14 protein-coding genes are annotated in these 20,061 nt (G+C 59.5%); 3 read left to right on the plus strand and 11 right to left on the minus strand.

Annotated elements, in window-relative coordinates; all coding sequences use genetic code 11:
* The first annotated feature begins 80 nt into the window (after positions 1-80).
* Together GSVR_RS18710 and GSVR_RS18715 are read left to right on the plus strand one after the other, a co-directional pair.
* Positions 81-1,523: a sigma-54 dependent transcriptional regulator gene (locus GSVR_RS18710; RefSeq protein ID WP_173195326.1), complete on the plus strand. Its 1,443-nt coding sequence runs from the start codon at positions 81-83 to the stop codon at positions 1,521-1,523.
* 29 nt (positions 1,524-1,552) lie between these two features.
* The gene (locus tag GSVR_RS18715; RefSeq protein ID WP_173195327.1) at positions 1,553-2,119 is read left to right on the plus strand and encodes a hydrolase; all 567 of its coding nucleotides are present in this window, start codon (positions 1,553-1,555) and stop codon (positions 2,117-2,119) included.
* 110 nt (positions 2,120-2,229) lie between these two features.
* Here the strand turns inward: GSVR_RS18715 and GSVR_RS18720 are convergent, their stop codons facing one another.
* From GSVR_RS18720 to GSVR_RS18735, 4 genes are read right to left on the minus strand one after another with little or no spacing between them, the layout of a single operon-like run.
* Positions 2,230-2,727: a hypothetical protein gene (locus GSVR_RS18720; RefSeq protein ID WP_173195328.1), complete on the minus strand. Its 498-nt coding sequence runs from the start codon at positions 2,725-2,727 to the stop codon at positions 2,230-2,232.
* A gap of 25 nt (positions 2,728-2,752) precedes the next feature.
* The gene (locus GSVR_RS18725) at positions 2,753-8,107 is read right to left on the minus strand and encodes a chitobiase/beta-hexosaminidase C-terminal domain-containing protein (RefSeq protein ID WP_173195329.1); all 5,355 of its coding nucleotides are present in this window, start codon (positions 8,105-8,107) and stop codon (positions 2,753-2,755) included.
* A gap of 57 nt (positions 8,108-8,164) precedes the next feature.
* Positions 8,165-9,043 carry a FecR domain-containing protein gene (locus tag GSVR_RS18730; RefSeq protein ID WP_173195330.1) on the minus strand — a complete coding sequence of 293 codons (879 nt, stop codon included), beginning with the start codon at positions 9,041-9,043 and terminating at the stop codon, positions 8,165-8,167.
* Positions 9,044-9,053: 10 nt separating this feature from the next.
* Positions 9,054-10,571 (minus strand): tol-pal system YbgF family protein, encoded by a 1,518-nt coding sequence (locus tag GSVR_RS18735; protein WP_173195331.1) that lies wholly within the window; start codon positions 10,569-10,571, stop codon positions 9,054-9,056.
* 350 nt (positions 10,572-10,921) lie between these two features.
* Between GSVR_RS18735 and GSVR_RS18740 the strand changes: the two genes are divergently transcribed.
* Positions 10,922-12,538 carry an ammonia-forming cytochrome c nitrite reductase subunit c552 gene (locus tag GSVR_RS18740; protein WP_173195332.1) on the plus strand — a complete coding sequence of 539 codons (1,617 nt, stop codon included), beginning with the start codon at positions 10,922-10,924 and terminating at the stop codon, positions 12,536-12,538.
* A 45-nt stretch (positions 12,539-12,583) separates the two neighbouring features.
* Here GSVR_RS18740 and GSVR_RS18745 read toward each other — a convergent pair whose 3' ends face one another.
* The 7 genes from GSVR_RS18745 to GSVR_RS18775 form a co-directional block, all read right to left on the minus strand.
* Positions 12,584-14,560 carry a CHASE2 domain-containing protein gene (locus tag GSVR_RS18745; RefSeq protein ID WP_173195333.1) on the minus strand — a complete coding sequence of 659 codons (1,977 nt, stop codon included), beginning with the start codon at positions 14,558-14,560 and terminating at the stop codon, positions 12,584-12,586.
* A 6-nt stretch (positions 14,561-14,566) separates the two neighbouring features.
* Positions 14,567-15,205: an HAD family hydrolase gene (locus GSVR_RS18750; RefSeq protein WP_173195334.1), complete on the minus strand. Its 639-nt coding sequence runs from the start codon at positions 15,203-15,205 to the stop codon at positions 14,567-14,569.
* Complete coding sequence (locus GSVR_RS18755) at positions 15,189-15,509, minus strand: HNH endonuclease (protein ID WP_173195335.1); 321 nt, start codon at positions 15,507-15,509, stop codon at positions 15,189-15,191. Before GSVR_RS18755 ends, GSVR_RS18750 begins: the two co-directional genes overlap by 17 nt.
* A gap of 81 nt (positions 15,510-15,590) precedes the next feature.
* Positions 15,591-17,963 carry an endonuclease MutS2 gene (locus tag GSVR_RS18760; RefSeq protein ID WP_173195336.1) on the minus strand — a complete coding sequence of 791 codons (2,373 nt, stop codon included), beginning with the start codon at positions 17,961-17,963 and terminating at the stop codon, positions 15,591-15,593.
* A complete protein-coding gene (locus GSVR_RS18765; RefSeq protein WP_173195337.1) occupies positions 17,960-18,313 on the minus strand; it encodes a peptide chain release factor-like protein in 354 nt (117 codons plus the stop codon). Before GSVR_RS18765 ends, GSVR_RS18760 begins: the two co-directional genes overlap by 4 nt.
* A 2-nt stretch (positions 18,314-18,315) precedes the next feature.
* Positions 18,316-19,548, minus strand: coding sequence for an EAL and HDOD domain-containing protein (locus tag GSVR_RS18770; protein WP_173195338.1), 1,233 nt, complete (start codon positions 19,546-19,548; stop codon positions 18,316-18,318).
* Positions 19,536-20,060: an NUDIX hydrolase gene (locus tag GSVR_RS18775; protein WP_173195339.1), complete on the minus strand. Its 525-nt coding sequence runs from the start codon at positions 20,058-20,060 to the stop codon at positions 19,536-19,538. The genes GSVR_RS18770 and GSVR_RS18775 overlap by 13 nt, the downstream gene beginning before the upstream one ends.
* Position 20,061 lies beyond the last annotated feature (1 nt).

Genomic DNA, 20,061 nt, shown 5'->3' on the forward strand with positions numbered 1-20,061 from the left:
AAGACCCACCAACTCGATACCCGCACCCCCGCCAGCTCCAAAATTTCCATATATTCAATTAACTCGCAACCGAGGTTTTTATGCCGCTTACGCGAATACTGGTAGCCGATGACGAAGAGAGCATGCGCTGGGTCCTTTCCAAGGCGCTCAAACGCAAGGGATTCATGGTCGACCTGGCGGTTGACGGCCGTCAGGCCCTGACCATGATCCAGGAAGGCAATTACGACCTTGCCATCCTCGACATCAAGATGCCGGGCATCAATGGGCTTGATCTGCTTGACCGCATCCGCGAGATGAAGACCGATCTGCTGGTGGTGATCATGACCGCCGAAGCCAGCATGAAAAACGCCGTGGAGGCCATGAAACGGGGGGCCTACGACTATATTACCAAGCCTTTTGACCTGGATGTGATCGATGCGATCATCGAAAAGGTCGAGCGGGCGCGGGAAGTGGCAGGCCAGGTCACGATGCTCAAGCAGGAACTGAAGGACCGCTACCAGGTCGAAAAGAACATCATCGGCAATTCCGCCGCCATGCAGTACGTCTACAAGACGATCGGCAAGGTGGCCGGCAGCGATGTCACCATCCTGATCCAGGGGGAATCGGGCACCGGCAAGGAGCTGGTGGCGCGCGCCGTCCACTTCAACTCCAAACGGCTCGGAAAGCCCTTTGTGGCCATCAACTGCGCCGCCATTCCCCGCGATCTGCTGGAAAGCGAGCTGTTCGGCTCCGAAAAAGGGGCGTTCACCGGGGCCACCGAACGGAAACAGGGCAAATTCGAGCAGGCCCACCACGGCACCATCTTCCTGGACGAGATCGGCGACATGCCGCTCGACCTGCAGGCCAAGATCCTGCGCGTGCTGCAGGAGCAGGAGGTGACCAGGATCGGCAGCACCCAGAACATTGCGGTGGATGTCCGCATCGTGGCAGCCACCAACCAGGATCTGATGGAGCGGGTCCGCCGGAAGGAGTTTCGCGAGGACCTGTACTACCGGCTGAACGTGGTGCCGATCACCCTGGTGCCGCTCAGGGAACGGCGCGAGGACATCCCGGCCCTGGCACACTATTTCCTGGAGCGGATCGCCAATGAACTGTCGCTGCCACCCAAGCAGATTCCGGCCGAGGCCATGGCGGTACTGGCTGCCCATTCCTGGCCGGGCAACGTTCGCGAGCTGGAAAACACGATCAAGCGCGCCGTGATACTCTCCAATGACCCGCTGCTGACCCCGGCCGACTTCGACGGCCTGCTGCCCCAGACCGCGGGAACCGTTACCGCCAGCCAGGAGGCATCCCTCGAATCCCTGGTTGATGCGAAGCTGCGCACCTGTTTCCACGGCATCGAAAAGCTCGACAAGGGGGACATCCATGCCATGGTGCTGGAACAGGTCGAACGGCCGCTGATCCGCCACATCCTGGAAAAGACACGCTGGAACCAGGTCAAGGCGGCCGATATCCTGGGAATCAACCGCAACACCCTGCGCAAGAAGATCAGCGAATTGGGGATCGAATTGAAGCGGGGATAAAGACAGTTCATCTTAATGGAGGTTTCATCATGTCGGTACGAGACAGGTTTTTTCTGGAGCGTGACAAGGCTGTACTGGTGGTGATCGACGTGCAGGAGAAGCTGTGCGTGGCCATGGACCACAAGGTGCTGAGCAAACTGACGAAAAATATCGGGATCCTGCTGGAAAGTGCCGTGGAGCTGGGGGTGCCGGTGGCGTTCACCGAGCAGTACGTCAAAGGGCTCGGCCCCACCCTGCCGGAGTTGAAGAGCAAAGCGGCCGGGGCCGCCTGCTACGAGAAGATGGCCTTCAGTTGTTGCGGCAGCGCCGAATTCCTCACCTGGCTCAAGGCCACCGGCCGCACCCAGGTCATCATCACCGGCATGGAGACCCATGTATGCGTGCTCCAGACCGTGATCGAACTGCGCGATGCCGGCTTTGAGGCGCATCTGGCAAAGGATGCGGTCATGAGCCGTGACAAGCGCAACTGGGAGACCGCCATTGAGGCTATGACACTGACCGGCGCGGTCCCCACCTGCACCGAATCGGTCCTGTTTCAGCTTCTGAAGGTGGCCGGTACGGAGGAATTCAAGAAGCTCTCCAAGCTGGTGAGATAGCCTTTATTCGTGTTTGCACGAAGAGAGGGGCGAAATCCGACGATTTCGCCCCTCTCTTTTTTTGAGGATCATCCCCCCGCTGCTGACCTTCCCGCCTGCGGCGATCCCGGTTACCGCACCACCGCTGTCACGGTCGCCCCCGATGACTGGCTTGTTATATCGTTGCCACTGGTGTCCCACACCTTCAGGTCGGTATAGGTGAACTGGCCCGGGGAAGGAACCGGCTTCCCGGCCTCGACCACACAGGGAATGCTCAGGAAATCCCCCTCAATGAAGGGGGCGTCACCCCTGATGACGACGATTTTTATCCTGCCGCCGGCTGCACCCGATGCAGGGGTATAGGCAACATAGAGCAGACCGTTGCTACTGGTGACGTTGTTTGGAGAGAGCGCCGTCACCTTCGGGTTTCCCGTGGAGGGATCCATTTCCGGGGTGACCGTGGCGGGAAGAATCAACGTGATCTCAATCGATTTGACACCAGGGGCAGGTCCTGTCAGGGTGGTCTTCGCCACAACGGCACCACCGGCCTGCTCCCCACCGCCACATCCTCCCAGCAGTACCAGCACCACCAGCGCCAGTGAACACGTGAAACAGTTGAATATTCTCATCCTCGATCTCCTTATTCTTTTTCCGTTACCAGCTGTACGAACCCACCACTTTCTGCAGTATCACGAGTGCATCTCCGACATTGATGGTCCCGTTGGGAGCAGGTATGCCGTTTTCAAGAGGCGCGACGTCGCCGGCAAGCAGCTGCGCAGCGGTGGCCGGCTTCATTCCCACCGCAATCTGCAGTGCCAGGAGCGCATCAACAATATCCACGGTACCGTTGCCGTCGATATCGCCGGTCGGGCTGGTGACCGCCAGTGTCACGGCAACGGTCCGGCTGCTGTAGTTGACGTTGTCGGTGGGGGTGAACGTGACGGACAGGCTCTGGTTGCCCGGCTTGGGGACAGTTCCGGCAGCCGGCGTGTATGCAAAGGTGCCGGGAATATCAGCCGTGGCATTCAGCTGGGTCCCGGAGAGCGCCGTGCCGTAGGCAATGGTTATCGGCGCCGGCCAGGTGACTACCGGCACACCTCGGGCTATATCGACCGTAAATGCCCGGGTGGCGGACTGTGAAGCTGCCGCCGAGTCGGCCACCTGCACGGTGAAGGAGTATGATCCGGCCCGGGTGGGAATACCGCTTATTGCCCCATCGCTGGTGAGGTTCACTCCTGGCGGCAGGCTGCCGGAAGACACGCTCCAGACATAGGCTCCGGTGCCGCCGGTCGCCTGGAGCTGCCGGTTCCAGGGACTGCCGTAGATCCCCGGGCTGAGCTCCGTAGTCGCAATGGAGATTGTCCCGCTGGTTGGAGTCAGCACTATCCTTCCATCGCTCACTGCATCGCCATGGGTGAGGAACGTTCGGGACGCATTGTTCCAGCCCAGCTTGGCCGCAATCACCGTCACCGTGTCCCCCTCCTCCACGTTGCGGACCATGAATATGCCGTTGTCGTACGTGGCACTGCCGCCATAGCTGGTTCCATCGTAATAGACCACCTCGTAGGGGGTGCCGGGATGGTTCTGGCTCGTGGCGGTTATCACGACCCCTCCCAGGTAGCCGGTCGTTTGATTGGAGCTGTCCACCACCCTGCTCCTGATCGCCCCCTTGCCGGCCATGATCCCCCAGCCCGCCGCATCTGCCGGGGTATATAAGACGTAAGGGAATAGGGCGATGACATCGGAGGTCGATCTGAAGCTGTGGGTATACGTAGGCAGATACCCGCTCAGGCTGATCTCCAGGGTAAAGGGGCTCTCCGTCGGCAGCCCTGCCAGGGAAAACGTGCCGTTGGCATCCGAGAGGGTCGTCAGGGAGTGATTGCCGACCATTGCTATCGTGGCACCAGGTAGGGCAAAGCCGGACTGATCGACGATTGCCCCGCTGTAGGCGATGCCGGTCTGGTTACTCCGCGTAAAGGTGGCGTTGACCGTGCAGGCGGCGGTAATGGTGCCGGTGGTGTAGGTGGAACCGGTCAAGGTGCCGCCGCAGCCCGACACGCTGCCGATGGCGTGACCGCTGTCCGCTGCAATGGTAAAGGTGGTGGTCCCGTTCAGGGCAACATCGGCCGATGCCGGCGCAATACTGCCCCCGGTCCCGGCAATGGCGTTGACCGCAAAGGTGGTTGTTGTGACGGTCACCGCTGCCGTATCGCTGGACGTGCGGTTCGCCGTGAGAGTTACGTGTCCCGCAGAGGCGCCGGAAGCCGGAACAATGAAGATGACATTCACCTGCTGGGACAGGCCCGCTGCAAAGGTGATGGAGTTCGACCCCGGTGAAGGAGTCCATCCGGCCTGATCGCTTGAGGCGGCAAGCGAGATGGTCTGGATTGTGTTTCCGGTGTTGGTGACCCTGAAATTGAGATTGCAGGGGACGCCGGCGGCGCAGCTGGCGGTAACCGGGGCATTGACCGAAACGCCGCCGGTAATGGCGATATCGGAAAATTTCTCGGAGGCCAGGATGGTCCAGGTGGCGCCGGGGGCAAGATTGGCACCGGTCCAGCCGGTGAGATTCTTATACGGGGGATCCCCCGATCCCAGGCGCCATTCGAGGGCATACCCGTTGTCCGTGCCTTCAGCGGGATCAATGGCATCGGTCAGTGCGAACGCCTCCCCGTGGCTGCTCACCGAGGAGTAATACTGGCTTTCATAGGCAAAGGGCTGGGTCACCCCCTGGAGGTACATGCGCCTCAGAGACGAGCTGTAAGTCCTCTGGACGCCGACGGTGTTATTAAAGTTGTCCCAGAAACCGCCACCACGGTCGTTGCCGTCGAAGTAACTGTCCTGACCGTGAAAAAACCGCAGATCCACAAGCTCGGCCGGCCCGCTGTTGAGGATGTCCCACTGCAGCCTGTAGTACTGGTCCGCAGGCTGATAGGTGACGGTCTGGGTAACGGTCAGGGCCGGAGTGGTCCAGACACTGACATGACTCGTTCTGTCGCTGTTCATACCTGACCTGCTCTGGTCAAAGATCGGGATGGTCGAGCCGCCGAAATAGCCCAGGTTGATGCTGTCACTGCTCGAATGAAGCATGGAACCTTTGTTGTTCCAGCTATACACCTGGTTTATCCAGGCCCCTGAACTGAAACGCCGGATCCCGATTCTGCCGTCGTTTTCCAGGGTGATGCTGAGATTCCCCTCATTGGGTACCCCACCCAGTGTGTTGTTGTTGACGAACCCCGCATACGCCGGGGTACCGTCAGCCACATAGCTGCAGGTATCCCCGGTGGTGCCGGAGCAAGCTCCGCCCCACCCCGCCAGGAGGCTTCCGTTTCCGGGGATGGCCTTGACCGCCACGGTTGCCCCGTAGGTCAGCCCGGTTGTGCAGGAACCGCCATTGCAGGTCATGGTTCCGCTGTTTCCGGTGCTGCTGGTCGCGCTCACGTTCACATACGTATCGAACCTGCCGCTGATGCTGGTTGACGGCACGACCGTCATCGTGCAGGGATTGGTGGTGCCGGTGCAGGCGCCGGACCACCCGCTGAAAACGCTTCCGGCAGAGGGGGTGGCCAGAATGCTGACCTGCGTTCCCGCGGGATAGCTGGACAAGCACGAAACGCTGTTGCAGGTGAAGCTTCCGCTGCCGGAGCTGCCGGAGGTGGTCGATACCTGGAAACTTTCGTTGACCGAGAAGGTCCAGGTGTAGTCGCTGCCCATGGCATTACCCGCCAGGTCCTTGAGGGTACCGGGTATGGTCACCGTGTAGGTGCCGGAGACCAGGCCGCAGGTGCCGGTGTCGGAAAGGGTCACGCCGGTCGTGTTCTGATAGGTACTGTCTGAAAACGAGACGTACAGGTTACTCAGGGGTACACCGTCCTTAGTGACGGAAAAGCCCGCGGTGCCGATGGCGGTATGCTCGATCAGTTCGCTGAATTCGACGGATATCGTCGGGCAGCTACCCGCCACGAGAGTGGAATTGCTGGCCGGCAGGACGGTGGAGGGCTGGACCGCAGGGGGAGCGGTATCGGCGATGACGTAAGATGCCGTAACAACCGCAGAGGCATTGCCGACGGAATCAACGGCGTAGAACTTCACGTCGGTTGTCGTCTTCACCAGCAGGGGGGTGTAATAGTTGAATGCCTGGCGGGTGCCGCTGGGAACGGTCGGGTCGCTTCCGTCGGTGGTATACCATATCTTGTCCACGGAACTCCCCGAATCGGAGGCTGAAAGCGTCACGTACCGCGCCGAGGAGTAGCTGCCGCCGGCAGGGCTGGCTGAGACTGTCGGCGGTGTGTTGTCGAGATAATACGAAAGCCGTGTGCGGGTCTCGGCACTGTTGCCGTTGGAATCGACACTGACAACGCTCCAGGCGTAGGTATCGTTTGCCAGAATAGTTCCCGCCCTTGTCGCCAGGTTGTACGACAGCGTGTTCGGGGCAAGGCCGGTCACATCGATCGAGAATTGTGAGTACATGCTGCTGATATGGAAATCGACCGTATTCGTGCCGGTACCCGGCAGTGCCCAGGTAAAGGTGGGCAAGGCCGCCAGGTATAGCGTATTGGCAGGAGCAAGGTTGGCGGGCAGGCCGGCAACGAAGCCCGATATCGCGACCGGAATGGTCTCGGAAGTACCATCGGTGTAGGTAACGAGCACGCTATAGGCATCGGAAACGGCCGGAGCCAGCGGAACGGCAAAGGAGCCGCTCACGCCATTCCCCCCTTCCTGCACGATCGCAATGTTTCCTCCCGAGGTGAGCTGGGGCCCGGAAATTGCGGCGCTGGCAGGGATTTTTTGCATGCCGTGCAGCGCGAAATTGAGTTGGTAGCCCTGGCTTCCGTTATACAGATCCGACCAGTTGAGCGTGGTCAGATTGGCCTGGGACCCGTTCTGATAGCCGGTAAGGTCGATGGTGCAGCCGGCGCTGCAGGTCGCCGTCCCGCCGGCAACCGTGACCGGCAGGGTCCGCCATGGCGGCAGGTGGATATCCCCCTGGTCCAGCCTGTTGCTGTTGTTCTGGTCGATAAGAGCGAGGAGGCGGTACTGGCCGTCAGGCACACCGGCAAGGGCAAAGGGGATCGGATTCGGGGCGGTGGAGGATGCGAAAAATGAGACGGGATGACCGGTGACCGGATCCAACAGCACCACGTAGGCTGGCCGGCTGAGGGCGCCGGGTGGGGGGGTGACGAGGGTGCCCCCCACTGTTCCGTTGCCGCCGGCAACTGCCGGAGTGGCGCTTCTGATGCCCCCCGTGGGAGATATCCATGTTGTCGAGGTATCGGCGTACACGATCGCTTCCACGGCGAAATAATAGCTGGTACCGTTCGTGAGTCCCTGCACTATGTAATTGTTGTTGCCGTTGGCAGGCAGTTCCGGCGAATAGGTAACGCCGGTGCTGAAGCTGGGATCCGTTGTCCATCCCACCCGGAAGGCATCCGGGATCTCGACGCCGGCGGTGTTGCGTTGGCTGTCCCATGAGAGCAGCACGGCCCGGTCCCCGGCAACGACCGTCGGTGCGGCCGGAGCGGCCGGATGGGGAGGCGAATAAGCAATGATGTTCAGGTTGGCGGTATTTGCGCCGGAATATGCGTAGTAGGCCAGTTGCGGGGTGGAGGGATCGCTGAGATGGCGGTAGGCGGTACCGAGCCGGTCAACGAATGCCTCCAGCATGTAGGGGGAATAATAGCCCCCCGGGTTGATGCCGTTGATGGTGTACGGCACGCTCCGTCCGGGACCGGGACAGACAATGCTCGTTCCGGCTACCGTCTCGTCCCATTGGTTCCGGGCCGAAAGGTAGATCCGCATCCCGGAATAGTTGCCGAACGAGGGTGCGGTCACCGTGCCGGTGAAGGATGAGGTGCTAACAGAGGCTGCCTGGACCGGAGCGGGTAAGCATATTCCGATGGAGAGCGCAATGGTCACGGCCAGGAATACCACGGCAGCGGTCCCGCGATGATGTGCCGGGAGGCACCTGTCTATTGCAGCAGCAACAGCTGATTCAAACAGTGACCTCATCGATTTTTCCCTCCCGCGTTGCAAACCACGATGCGGCTACTCTGGCTGAAAGCCGTATCAGAATTTCACGTTAACATTCACATTAATGTTCGTCGACTGTGGTGGTGGCGGTGGTGGTGGTAGATAAGCAGGTTTTAACTCAGGTGGTTTTAAAGGCAGTGGATCAAAATGAGGTAATACACTTATCGGAGAGTATTTTCCTTCAGTTACTGGGTTGCCACCGGCTGCGGAGGTGCCGGAACTATTACTTTCACCTGTATCGCTCTGTTGCCCTCCTCCCGCTGGTCTCGTCATCCCCTGCTCCATCCGCTGGACCTCGTTTCCATGTGCCGGGCGCGGCCTGGATGGTGCGGCATTGCCCAGGATGGTGGTGACCATTCCGGAAGCGAGAGTAACGACCTGATTCGGCAATCTTGGGTTGAAGCTGTAGACCGAACCGGCTCGCACCAGTATGCCGGTGACTCCCTGCTGGTGGCTGACGATGAAATCCGTGCCCCGGACACCGGCAATGGCATTGGGAGTGCGTATTTCGAACTTCTTCGCTCCAGCGGCTCCCGGGGCCTTGGAAAGATCGACGATCGCCTGTACCTTGCCCCTGGCCAGCTTCACCTCGCTGCCGCTCTGATTGCTGCCCGAAAAATGCTCGCCGATATCGATTCTGGTGCGCGGCGCCACTTTCAGGACCGTACCGTCGTGATAGACAACTTCTGCAAAGGCGTTGCTTTTGGTTCTGACCAGGTCGCCGGAGGAGACCTGATCTCCCTCTTTGGCCGGAACGGCCGGAAGCGCCCCACCCCGCATGATGTCAACGGCACCGGTAACCCCGCGCAGCGTCGCAATGGAAGCGGCATGGCAGGCGAACCCCGGAAGCGGGACCGACATCAACGGCAGCACCAGCAGGCATGTTACCAACAACGTGCGCAGAAAGAATCTCATACCCGCCTCCTTAGAACCGTGCTTCGAAACCGGCCGAGACCAGGTTCCTCTGATTGTCGTAGACGCTGATGTTCGAGAACTGGCGCATGCAGGAGTACTGCAGATTCAGGTAGACCCGGGTCGTCAGCATCTGGTTCAGCGTGACGGTGGTGTTGAGGGTGGTGTCACGGCGTTTTGTCCCGTAAAGACTATTTTCGTATTCATAATTCTGGAAGAAAGCCTCGGAGGAGACAATCAGCCGGGTACGCTCCGCGAGCGGAAGAAGCAGGTCGGCCCCCAGCCGTTCCCCCAGGTTGACCCAGTTTTTGCCATGGGTGTCCTCGTAGACGACCTCCCCGCGCAGGTTGAACATGCCGGTCCCTCCCGAGAAAAGGCGGATGTACCCCATATGCACGCCAAACAGATTGCCGTCCCTGTTTTCCTCACTGATGGGTTCATCCTGGAACATCTGGCGGTTTGCATAGGAAACGCCCCCCTGGAGCAGGTTTTCCTGATTAAGGATGACGGTATCCGTGGGACGGAGGGCGGTCTGAACGGAGTAGTTTCTGTAGTTGAGGCTGGTGGTGCTCAAGGGTGTGGTGGTATCGAGATTGGTGGAGGCGATACTGAGCGGCAGGGTGATGACGTGATTGCCCCTGCGGTAGCCGGGTGTAATGGACAAACTCTGGGAAATCACCGATTTGCTGACCAACCTGAGATAATTGGTGTTGCTTATGGAATACTGGGCATTCAGTGACCACGGTTCCGATAGCAGCGCATCGTACTCGACCCGCAGACCTTCCGAAATGCCGCTGTCGGCCTGCTTGCCGGTATTGACACCGGCTACGTTGTCATCATACAGATAGTTGGCTCCGAGAAAAAAACTCCATCGTTTGGATGGCTTGGCCGTGCTCAATTTCTGGTCGTATTCCCTGGCAAAATTGGCTGCATCGCTGCTGGGGTTTCGGCTGATTACCGTCTGCAACGCCTCCCGCGCCTCCTCGTACCGATTACCCTGCACATAAGCCGAAGCGATCTGCAGTCCCACCTGCTGATCCATCTCTTGGTCATCACTTTTGACGGCTGTGAAGGCGACGATGGCTTCATCGTATCTCTTCTCCCGCACCAGCAGACGCCCTTTCAGGTACGCGATTTCTCCGGGACTTACTCCCTGCTGTTCTGACCACAGCACCCACTGCATGGCCTCTTGAAAACGCTCCAGGTTATAGAGCGAATTGACCAGGACCGCTGCCGCCTGGCTGAAGGGGGGCGTGCCGGTCAGAGCGGCCGTTAAATCGGCTACTGCTCCCGAATCATCGCCGGTTTCTTTCCTGCTCAATCCGGCGTAATAGCTGTTTATGGTGGAAGGCCCCTCCATGGTGCGAGCAGCCAGGAGCAGTTGCAGTGCCTCCTCGTAGTTTTCGCGGTTGTATTCCTCGATAGCCCGGCTTGTCGTGGCCGGAGCTTCCAGGGCAAAAGCGGCAGGTGTGAAGGGAATGGATAACAGGAGAACCGCGGAAGGCATCAGGAGAAGATTGAACCATTTCATTTTCGCCTCCAACTCATGACCATACCGGCCAAAAGCGGGAGACAACAATAACATCGTTATACAAAAATGTCTCGTGATAATATCTTACAAGCTATTGATTTACAGAGAAAAGAATTGATCTACCCGCCTACACTGAATCCGCACACATCCTCAACAATTCCAGTCTATGAATATCCATTTTTACAAAACAGGCCGCGTTGCGCCTGCTGCCTGTCTGCGTGCTCCGGCACGGGACGCCCTGGAGATGGAAACTTCTCCCCCAGGCGTGACTAATCGCATTTTAATAGTATTTTTTAAGTATCGAATACACGACAGGGCGTAAAACTACGGACAACGGAAAGGAGGAGACGATGATTCTCAGGAAACTGGCGTATGGTGCAACTATCGGTGGAGCGATAGCGGCTTTATCCCTGCCGCTGTTCACCGATGCTGCCAAGGCAAAACCGACAAAACCGGCCAAAGCTGCCAAGACGGAGAACAAGGAATCCTGCTACGGCTGTCACGCAGAAATCAAGGACCTCCACCAGGGCTCCAAGCACGCCGGACTGGCCTGCAGCACCTGCCATCAAAAACTTGATGAACATCTGGCCAATCCCGATACCAAACCGGTCACGATCATCGACCAGGCCTTGTGCGGTTCCTGCCACAAGGATGAATATGCCGGCTCAATGAAGGTGAATTACGAGTCTCAGGCCCACCGCGAGAAGGGCATTCCCGGCGGCCGCTCGCCGATGATGGACAAGCTGCTGGAACCTTACGGCTTCACCATCGAACACAATGAGCCGCGCGGCCATCCCTTCATGGTGATCGACCAGTTCGTGGTGGACCGCTTCGCCGGGGGGCGCTTTCAGCACAAACAGCGCTGGCTGGGAACCGATACGACCGGCAAGACCTGGGATGTGCTCGAGGACAGGGGACCGGACTTCAAGATGCCGGATACCGCCAAGGCAGGCAACCCGACCTGCATCCAATGCAAGACGTCGGACCATATCCTGAAATGGAAGTTCCTGGGGGACAAGGATCCCCGGGCCACCTGGGACCGCACCTCGGATGTGATAGCCGTGGCAAAGGACACCAATAACACGGTCGGGTGCATCCATTGCCATGATCCGCATGGAACGCAGCCGCGCGTCGTGCGCGACGAATTGATTCACCGTATCGAATCGGGAGCCACGATGTTCGCCGGCAAGGATGGCAAAACCGACCTGCAGGTGATCTCGTTCCGCGATGGTTTCCGCAAGATCGGCATCATGAAGAAGGCCGATTCCCGAATAATGTGCGCCCAATGCCATGTCGAGTACGCCTGCGGCAAGGGGTACGAGTTCGACAGCGGCAAGCCGATCGGCTTCGACGACCAGCGCACCAACCATATGCCGCTGACGCAGGTCAAGGAACTGCTCGCCCACTACCGGCAGCTCAATTTCTATGATTTCAAACACGCAGTGACCGGCGCGCGGCTGGTCAAGCTGCAGCACCCCGAGGCAGAGACCTTCTCCGGCAGCGCGCATGAGCGGGCCGGCGTGACCTGCGCCGATTGTCACATGCCGCAGATGAAGAACGCCCAGGGCAAGACCTACCGGTCGCACATGATGCTCAGGCCGCGCAATCATGTCAAGGAGGCCTGCTCGCGCTGCCATCCGCAATGGACGACCGAACAACAGCTCTACCAGATGGATGCGATCCAGAATTACATCCGGGGCAAGATCCGCAAGTCGGAATTCTGGCTGAGCCAGTTGATCGATACCTATGCCGTGGCAAAACGCCTGGGGGTGGACGAGGCGACCCTGGCCAAGGCCCGTGAAAAGCACGAAGAGGCGCATGTGCTGTGGGAGTGGTGGACTGCAGAGAACAGCGACGGTTTCCACAATCCCGACCTGGCCCGGGAGAGCCTGGGGATGTCTATTACCATCTCAAAGGAAGGAGTTGCTCTGCTCAACAAGGCCCTGAACGAACGCGGCAAAAAATAGGCGGGGTAACACCGGGGAGGACGCGGGGTGAAGGGATGGTTGTTCCTACTTCTCCGTCATCCTGATCACCTCCCCCTCGGGCACCTCCGTAAAGATGCAGTTTTCCGAAGGGGAGTCGGTGGGTTTCACCGTGTACAGGCCCACCGGCTCCTCCTTGCCCTTGACGATGACACGGCTGACCCCCCTGATCTCAAACCCTTTCAGCTCCTCCGCTTCGATGGCGGGTAGCAACTTCGAGATCGTGCCCTGGGTGACCAGCAGATCCGCATCGAACCTGCGGGTGAGAGATTCCACCCGGGCACCCAGGTTGACATGGTCTCCGATGACGGTGTAGTCCATCTTCTTGCCGTCAGCGCCAATGTTGCCCACTACCACCTCTCCGGTATTGATACCGATGCCGCACGAAAGCGGGGGTTTTCCTTCCCGCTGCCATTTACGGTGCAACTCTCCGAGCCGTACCTGCATCTCCAGGGCACAGCGCAGGGCGTATTCGGCGTGATTCTCCCGCGGCAGGGGCGCGTTCCAGAAGACCACGATGGCGTCGCCGACGAATTTGTCCAGCGTCCCTTCCCATTTAAGGATCACGTCAGTCATGGCCCCGAGATATTCGTTCAGGATGGCAACGACCTCTTCGGGCGAATGCTTTTCGGAAAAGGTGGTGAAGCCGCGCACATCGGAAAAGAGAACCGTTACCTCCCTTTTTTCTCCGCCGAGCCTGGCCATGTCCGGATTTTTGATGAGTTCGTTGACGATGGTCTGGGTGACGTAGCTGGAGAACATGGCCCTGATCCGGCGGGCATGGCGCTCCTCAAAGGCGTAGTTCCAGGCGGTGATCGATGTGAAGGAGAAGAAGATGGTGCCGAGCGGGGCCGCCAGATTTATCCATAGCCCCAATTGGGTAAAGAGCAGGTAGCCGGCCAGCCAGACCACTGCCAGACCTGCCAGCGATGCGGCAGTCCCCCATGCCAGCCTCAGCCGGCTCAGCGCCAATGCCATGGCCAGTCCGGGAATCAGAAGAAAGATCAGGTTTCCGGTTTGCGAAGCCTCTGTTATGAACCGTTTTTCAAGAATGGAGGCCGCCACGGAGGCATGCTTTTCGACTCCCGGCATTACGGTCGTGTAGGGGGTTACCCTGAGGTCGTAGATTCCGATGGCGGTCGGCCCGACAAAGACGATGCGGTTCTCCAATTCGGCGCGCCCGACGGTACCATCCAGAATGTCCGCAATGGAGATGTGGCGGAAGGTGCGGCCGGGACCGTAATAGTTGATCGGCATGCGGCCGTAGTGATCGGTGGGGATGAAAGTTTTGCCGACTCTGATCCCCCGCGTGGCGGATACGGTCAGCTTCTCGGGTGAGATCCCCAGGAAGGCGGCGGCACAGCGCAACCCCAGGGAGGGATACAGGGCATTATCGTACACCAGCAGCAGGTGTTCCCATCTCAGGGTACCGTCGAAGTCGTCGGGAAACATATTGATGTTGCCCAGCGCCATGGCGCTTTCTTCCAGGTGCCGCACCGGAACCGTAAGCACCCCTCCCGACATGATCGGCGGATGCTTCCTGAATAGCTCCTGGTCCTCCACGGACACTATGGCAGATTTCTCCAGGATCGCATCGGAGAGAGGAATGGCCTGCTGTTCGAAGTCGAGCGCCATGGGAAGCACCACGTTGCCGGCTTCCCTGATGGCACGGGCGAAATCGGGATCGTTCCTTTCCGATTCGGGAAAGATGACGTCATAGGCAATCACGGCCGCTTCGGCCCGGGCCAATTTTTCCACCAGCCGGGCATGCACATCCCTGCTCCAGGGCCAGCGGCCCAGCTTTGCCAGGCTTTTTTCGTCGATTGTGGCGATTATTACCGAATCGGGGGGAGTGAGAGGGCCGCGGGCCTTGAAACGGGCATCAAGGAGCTTTGCTTCCAGCATCGCGAAAAGGGTGGGATTCCAAACCAGGATCAAACAGAAACACAGCGTCACACCGGTACCGATCAAAAACCGCGCAACCCTGGTGTTCACTGTTTTCATGACCCGCTACCCCCCGAATACATGCGACAGGATCTCCCCATGCCGCTCTATGCGATGCGACGACGGAAGCCGGGACTTGTAGGCCACAAAAGGCACGCCCGCCCCCCGCGCCGACATCATGTCCACCTCGCCGTCGCCGACAAACAGCGCCTCTCCCGCTTCAATACCGAAATGGTCGAGGATCTTGAGCAACGGCTCCGGATGCGGTTTGGGATTGGTAACCTTGGCGGCAGTCATGACATATTCGAAATAGCCGCTCAGCCCGAAATCATCGATGATCATATCCATCGAGATGGCCCGGTTGGTGCAGACCGCCAGGGAAACCCTTCCCTTCAGGCGGTCGAGAGTTTCGATCAACCCATCCTCGATGCTCATGAACGGTGCCAGGTCCCGGTAATGGATCGTCTTTGCAAACGACCAGGCGCTATCGCGGCAGGGGTCGTTGCCGAAAAAATATTCCATGACATTCTCGAAAGAATAGGTATGAAGCACGGTGCGTGCCTTGAGGTCGGAACGGTCCAGAGGGGGCCTGCCAAGATGCTCCATTACGCGATTGTAGAAGATGTAATTCGACTCGAGAGTATCGAGCATGACCCCGTCGCAGTCATAGATCAAAAGCTTGCAGCGCTTATTCGTCTGTTTCATGCGGTGATTCCGCCTTCTCGAATTGGTTCAGGTAGTCCTGCCATTCCATCGGCAGCAGATACTTTTTCTTGGTGTTGCACTCTTTGCAGGCAGGCACCACGTTGTTGCGGGAGGCTTTGCCCCCCCGGGCGATGGGGATGACATGGTCCATGGTCAGTTCAGTCGGCGGGAATATGCCTCCGCACCAATGGCAGCGTCCCTGGGCGATGCGGTTCTGCCACCAGCGGCTCCGGCGCAATTCCCGGGACTTGTCCCGCTCGCGCCGGATCTCCTGCTCGCTTATTTCGATGATGAAAGGGTCCATTTATACTTTCCTGAATCGGTGACGACGTAACACCCACGTACCGTACGAAGACTTACGCCGCTCGACGAAACAAATCAGTTCCTAGCGGCGCAGCGTGACAACCGTTGCTCCGTCCCTGCCCTCGTGCGCTCCGCCGGGACGGTGTTCCTCCACCAGCGGATGACGGGCCAGATACTCGCGCACCGCGTCACGCAGGCGTCCGGTGCCGACGCCGTGAACGATGCGCACCTCCCGCAACCCGTCCAGCGCGGCACGATCGAGGAATGGCTCCAGCAAGCCCAGCGCTTCCTCAACCCGCATGCCGATCAGTTTCAGCTCATGTTCGCCGGCCTCTTGGGGCGCCTCGACGGTCCATCCCCCCGGGGACTTCCGGCCGGCTTTTTCCCTGTCCTTCTTCGCGGAAGAAACCAGATCGCTGACAGCAACATCCATCTCCATGCTGCCGGCCCTGACCCTGGCCTTGCCGTGCCGTTCGTCGCAACTGATCACCACTCCGTCGAATCCCAGCGAACGGATACGGACCGGATCTCCGACCCGTACCCGATCAAGGGGGGCCTGGCCGGCTTCATCCGTATCGTGCGGTTCGAGCTGTCCGCTCAATTCCGCTTCGCTTTTCCGCAGCTTCTCGGCAACATCGCTGCGCTTCTCGCGCTTGTACTCGTCCAGGAGTTCGTTCATGCGGCGACGGCTGGAGGAGATCAATTCGCGGGCCTCGACCCAGGCCTTGTCGCGTACCTCCCTGCGGGCCTGCTCGATGCCGGCGGCGCGCTCCTTCAACTGCTGCTGCGTCAGGCGAACCTGGGCCTGCTGCCGCTCCAGCTCTCTGGTGGCCTCGGCCAACTCCTCGCGCTTGCGGTGCAGTTCAGCCAGCAGCGAGGTAAATTCGGCGCCGGCGTGGCCCAGCATCTGGCGCGCAAATTCGATCACCCGCTCCGGCATCCCGAAACGCCGGGCTACTTCGATGGCATGCGAATGTCCCGGCTCACCGCTGATCAGCCGGTAAAGAGGGGTAAACTTTTCGGCATCGAACTCCATGCCGGCATTGATCATGCCCGGCGTCCGATGAACATAGCCGATGATCTCCGACAGATGGGTGGTGGCGATCACTGCGGCGCCCGCTTCCTGGAGGACTCTCAGCACGCCGCAAGCAATGGCCGCCCCCTGCTGCGGCTCGGTACCGGCCCCCAGTTCATCCAGCAATACCAGGGCTCGGGGCCCGGCTTGGTCGAGCATGGCAGCGATACGGGCCACATGGGCGGAAAAGGTCGAAAGGCTTTCCTCGATCGACTGGTCGTCACCGATATCAACCAGCAGCGTATCCAGCAGGGGAAAGGTGGAGCGGGCGCCGTCAACCGGCACCGGCAGGCCGCACAGGGCCATAAGCATCAGAATGCCGGCCGTTTTGAGGGCAATGGTCTTGCCGCCGGCATTGGGTCCGGTGATGACCATCACACGGCCTTCGTTCCCCAGTTCAAGGTCAAGCGCCTCCACCCGGGAGAGCCCCCCCTGGCGCTCCAGCATCAGCAGCAGCGGATGGCGCGCGCCGGCCAACCTCAAGGTCCCCTCGCCGTTGAACCGGGGCTCTTCCAGGCGGTAGGCATCGGCAAAACGCGCGATGGCATTCAGTTCATCCAGGGTCAGCAGGGTTTCGAAGCAGCCCCGTATATCAGCCGCATCCTCCCGGATCCAGGCCGAGAGTTGCCGCAGGATGCGGATCTCCTCGGCCTTTTCTTCGGCAGTCAGATTCTCCAGTTCGTTGACGAAGGGAATGATCTCCAGCGGCTCCATGAAGGCGGTTTCGCCCGAAGATGAGACGTCGTGCACGACCCCCTTGACCATGCCCTTGGAATCCATGCGTACCGGTATCACCCACCGCCCGGAGCGCTGGGTGATGAAGTCGTCCTGCAGGAAGATCTCGATATCGTTGTCCCTGACGATCTCTTCCATCTTCTTGCGTATGCGGGCGATCAGCGATCGTTTGGTGCGTCGGATCTCCCGCAATTGGGACGAGGCGCTGTCCATGATGCTGCCGTCGTGATCGATCGAGGCGGCCAGCGGTTCGAGAATATCGGAGAAAGGTCTCAAGGCAGGCGCCAGGGACATCAGCAGGGGGATATCGCTGCGCGGCGCGAATTGGCGGGCGATCTCCCCGAAAATCCGCAGGACCGGGATGAACAGCAGCAGCTCTCCGGGGGGGAGAAAAGCACCGGCAGGACGCACGGTTTCCAGCTGAGGCCGGATATCGCCGAAATTGGCGAGGCGGAGGGTGATGCTCAGGGAAGCCAGTGCGCGGATCTCCCGGACCCGCCCGGAAATGGCGCCGATTACCTCTGCGTCTGGCTGCGGCACCGTTTCCAGCAGCCTCTGACGCGTTACATCGCTGTGCACCTGGGTGGAAATTTCGGAAAGGATTTTGTCGAATTCGAGACGTTTCAGAGTTTCCCGCAGTATCATGGCACCTTCTTGGCAGTCCGCCGCCGTCGGCGGTCCTTCTGTTTGCGAAGTCGTTCGATGCGCTTTGCCTCCGGCGTCTGCAGCCCGCTGGAGGCTTCGATGCGCTCCAGCAGCTCCCTCCGGGCCAGAAAGCGGTTGATGGACTGGCTGCGCTCGCGGGAGACGCTCACGCTGATGCCGCTGGGAATATGCCGCAGTTGCACGCAGGTGGAGGTCTTGTTGACATGCTGGCCGCCGCTGCCAGAAGAACGGACGAACGTCTCCTCCAGGTCTTCCTCCCGCACCGCCAGTTCAGCCATCTTCATACGCAGCCAGCGGTTCTTCTCATCGCTTACGGCAAAGACGGACATGGTCAGTTCAACCCGCTGCGCCAGTTGTAGGCTCTCACCTGCGCCGCCAACAATTCCTCATGGGAAATCCCCATCGCCTCCAGCCGGTCGAAGGCCGCTTCGAAATGCATCCCTTCGATCATTTCAGCCAGATCCAACAGCTTTCCCAGCAGGCCGCTCCGCAGCGTCAAGGCTGCTCCGATCTCCTCGGAAAGATTGAGATTGGCAATCACTTCGTCCATCGAGATGCTGTAAATTGTTTCGAGCAGCGAGAGTATCCCAACCATGAAGGCCTTGTCGGCAGCTTCGCGGAATTCTTTCAGCTCCGGATGGCAACGGGCCAGCTGTTCCATCAGAGCAGCACGCACTGCCGCCATGTCCACCAGCGGATCTCTTTCAATCCCGCGGTTGTCGTCCGAGGCGAACAGGGCCAGTTGCGCCCAGCGCTTGATCTGCTGTCGTCCCAGGATCGCCACTGCGTGCTGTACCGTCCGGATCTTTTCGCGCAACCCCAGCGAGACCGAATTGACCAGCAAAAGCAGTTTGTAGGTCATACCGGGGCTGCTGCGGAAGGTCTGCACGATCTCGTCGATATCGGCATCGTCCTCCACCAGGCGCACCAGTTTCAACAGGTTGGCGCCGGCCTCATCGAAATGCCTCTTCTCGATGATCGAGGGAGTCGCAAAATAAAAACCCTGAAAATATTCGAAACCGAGGGCCAGGCATTGGCGGAATTCCTCGCGTGTCTCCACTTTTTCCGCCAGCAGTTTTACCGGGAACGGCTGCAAGTGCCGGACCATTTCAGCCAGACTCTCGACCGGCGTCTGCAGCAGGTCGATCTTGACGATCTCGACGATCCGGTACAGCTCCTCGTACTCGGCATCAAAGATATGGTCGTCCAGTGCCAGCACAAAACCGGCCTCTTTGAGAGCAAGGCAACGCTCAATCAATTCGGGCGTCACCCGCAGGTTTTCCAGCAGCTCCAGCACGACCCGTTCTCTGGGCAGCAGCTCGAGCGAGTCGCTCATCAACAACTCGAGATCCAGATTTATGAATCCTCTGTAGGCCCCCAGGATCCTTTCCAGACCGAACCCCGAGAGTGTGCCGATAATGACGCTGGCAGTTGCGTAGGAGGCGTCCCTGAAGCTGGCGGAGTTGTGGGAGCCGCTGGAACGAAACAGCAGTTCGTAGCCGACCACTTCTTCATTGCGGTTCAGGATCGGCTGGCGGCCGATCAGGTAGCTCATGTCCGGCATAACAGTTCCCAGCGCAGCAGTGCCGCCAATGTCTTGGCATCGCTGATGCGTCCATCCGCCGCCATCTTCAGTGCCTCGTCAAACGGCAGACGCAGCACCTCTATTTCCTCGTCGGCTTCGGGGCAGGCCGCACCGTCCGTAATGCCGGTGGCGGCAAACAGGTGAATGGCCTCGTCAAAAACTCCGGGAGAAGAATATATCATTCCAAGTGAAATCAGCGTTCCGCCGACCAGGCCGGTTTCCTCACGCAGTTCCCGGCTGGCGCATCGTATGGGAGGCTCAGAAGGATCAAGCCGGCCGGCCGGAATTTCCAGTTGGGCCGTCTCCACCGCGGGACGCACCTGCCTGATCAGGGAGATGGTTCCGTCGTCATGCACCGGCAACACCCCCGCCCCGCCGGGGTGACGCACAACCTGATAGATATGGCGGCCGCAGGCGCCGATCTCCACTTCCATCTGCTCTATGTCGATGATCAAACCGTTGAAGAGGATTTGACGATTGTGAATGATCATG

The sequence above is a fragment of the Geobacter sp. SVR genome, assembly GCF_016865365.1.
Taxonomy (GTDB): domain Bacteria; phylum Desulfobacterota; class Desulfuromonadia; order Geobacterales; family Pseudopelobacteraceae; genus Pelotalea.

Bases quoted from the DNA above. Each gene is read 5' to 3' on its own strand.
- GSVR_RS18710 (WP_173195326.1), top strand. From the start codon at position 81: ATGCCGCTTACGCGAATACTGGTAGCCGATGACGAAGAGAGCATGCGC.
- GSVR_RS18715 (WP_173195327.1), top strand. From the start codon at position 1,553: ATGTCGGTACGAGACAGGTTTTTTCTGGAGCGTGACAAGGCTGTACTG.
- GSVR_RS18720 (WP_173195328.1), bottom strand. From the start codon at position 2,727: ATGAGAATATTCAACTGTTTCACGTGTTCACTGGCGCTGGTGGTGCTG.
- GSVR_RS18725 (WP_173195329.1), bottom strand. From the start codon at position 8,107: ATGAGGTCACTGTTTGAATCAGCTGTTGCTGCTGCAATAGACAGGTGC.
- GSVR_RS18730 (WP_173195330.1), bottom strand. From the start codon at position 9,043: ATGAGATTCTTTCTGCGCACGTTGTTGGTAACATGCCTGCTGGTGCTG.
- GSVR_RS18735 (WP_173195331.1), bottom strand. From the start codon at position 10,571: ATGAAATGGTTCAATCTTCTCCTGATGCCTTCCGCGGTTCTCCTGTTA.
- GSVR_RS18740 (WP_173195332.1), top strand. From the start codon at position 10,922: ATGATTCTCAGGAAACTGGCGTATGGTGCAACTATCGGTGGAGCGATA.
- GSVR_RS18745 (WP_173195333.1), bottom strand. From the start codon at position 14,560: ATGAAAACAGTGAACACCAGGGTTGCGCGGTTTTTGATCGGTACCGGT.
- GSVR_RS18750 (WP_173195334.1), bottom strand. From the start codon at position 15,205: ATGAAACAGACGAATAAGCGCTGCAAGCTTTTGATCTATGACTGCGAC.
- GSVR_RS18755 (WP_173195335.1), bottom strand. From the start codon at position 15,509: ATGGACCCTTTCATCATCGAAATAAGCGAGCAGGAGATCCGGCGCGAG.
- GSVR_RS18760 (WP_173195336.1), bottom strand. From the start codon at position 17,963: ATGATACTGCGGGAAACTCTGAAACGTCTCGAATTCGACAAAATCCTT.
- GSVR_RS18765 (WP_173195337.1), bottom strand. From the start codon at position 18,313: ATGTCCGTCTTTGCCGTAAGCGATGAGAAGAACCGCTGGCTGCGTATG.
- GSVR_RS18770 (WP_173195338.1), bottom strand. From the start codon at position 19,548: ATGCCGGACATGAGCTACCTGATCGGCCGCCAGCCGATCCTGAACCGC.
- GSVR_RS18775 (WP_173195339.1), bottom strand. From the start codon at position 20,060: ATGATCATTCACAATCGTCAAATCCTCTTCAACGGTTTGATCATCGAC.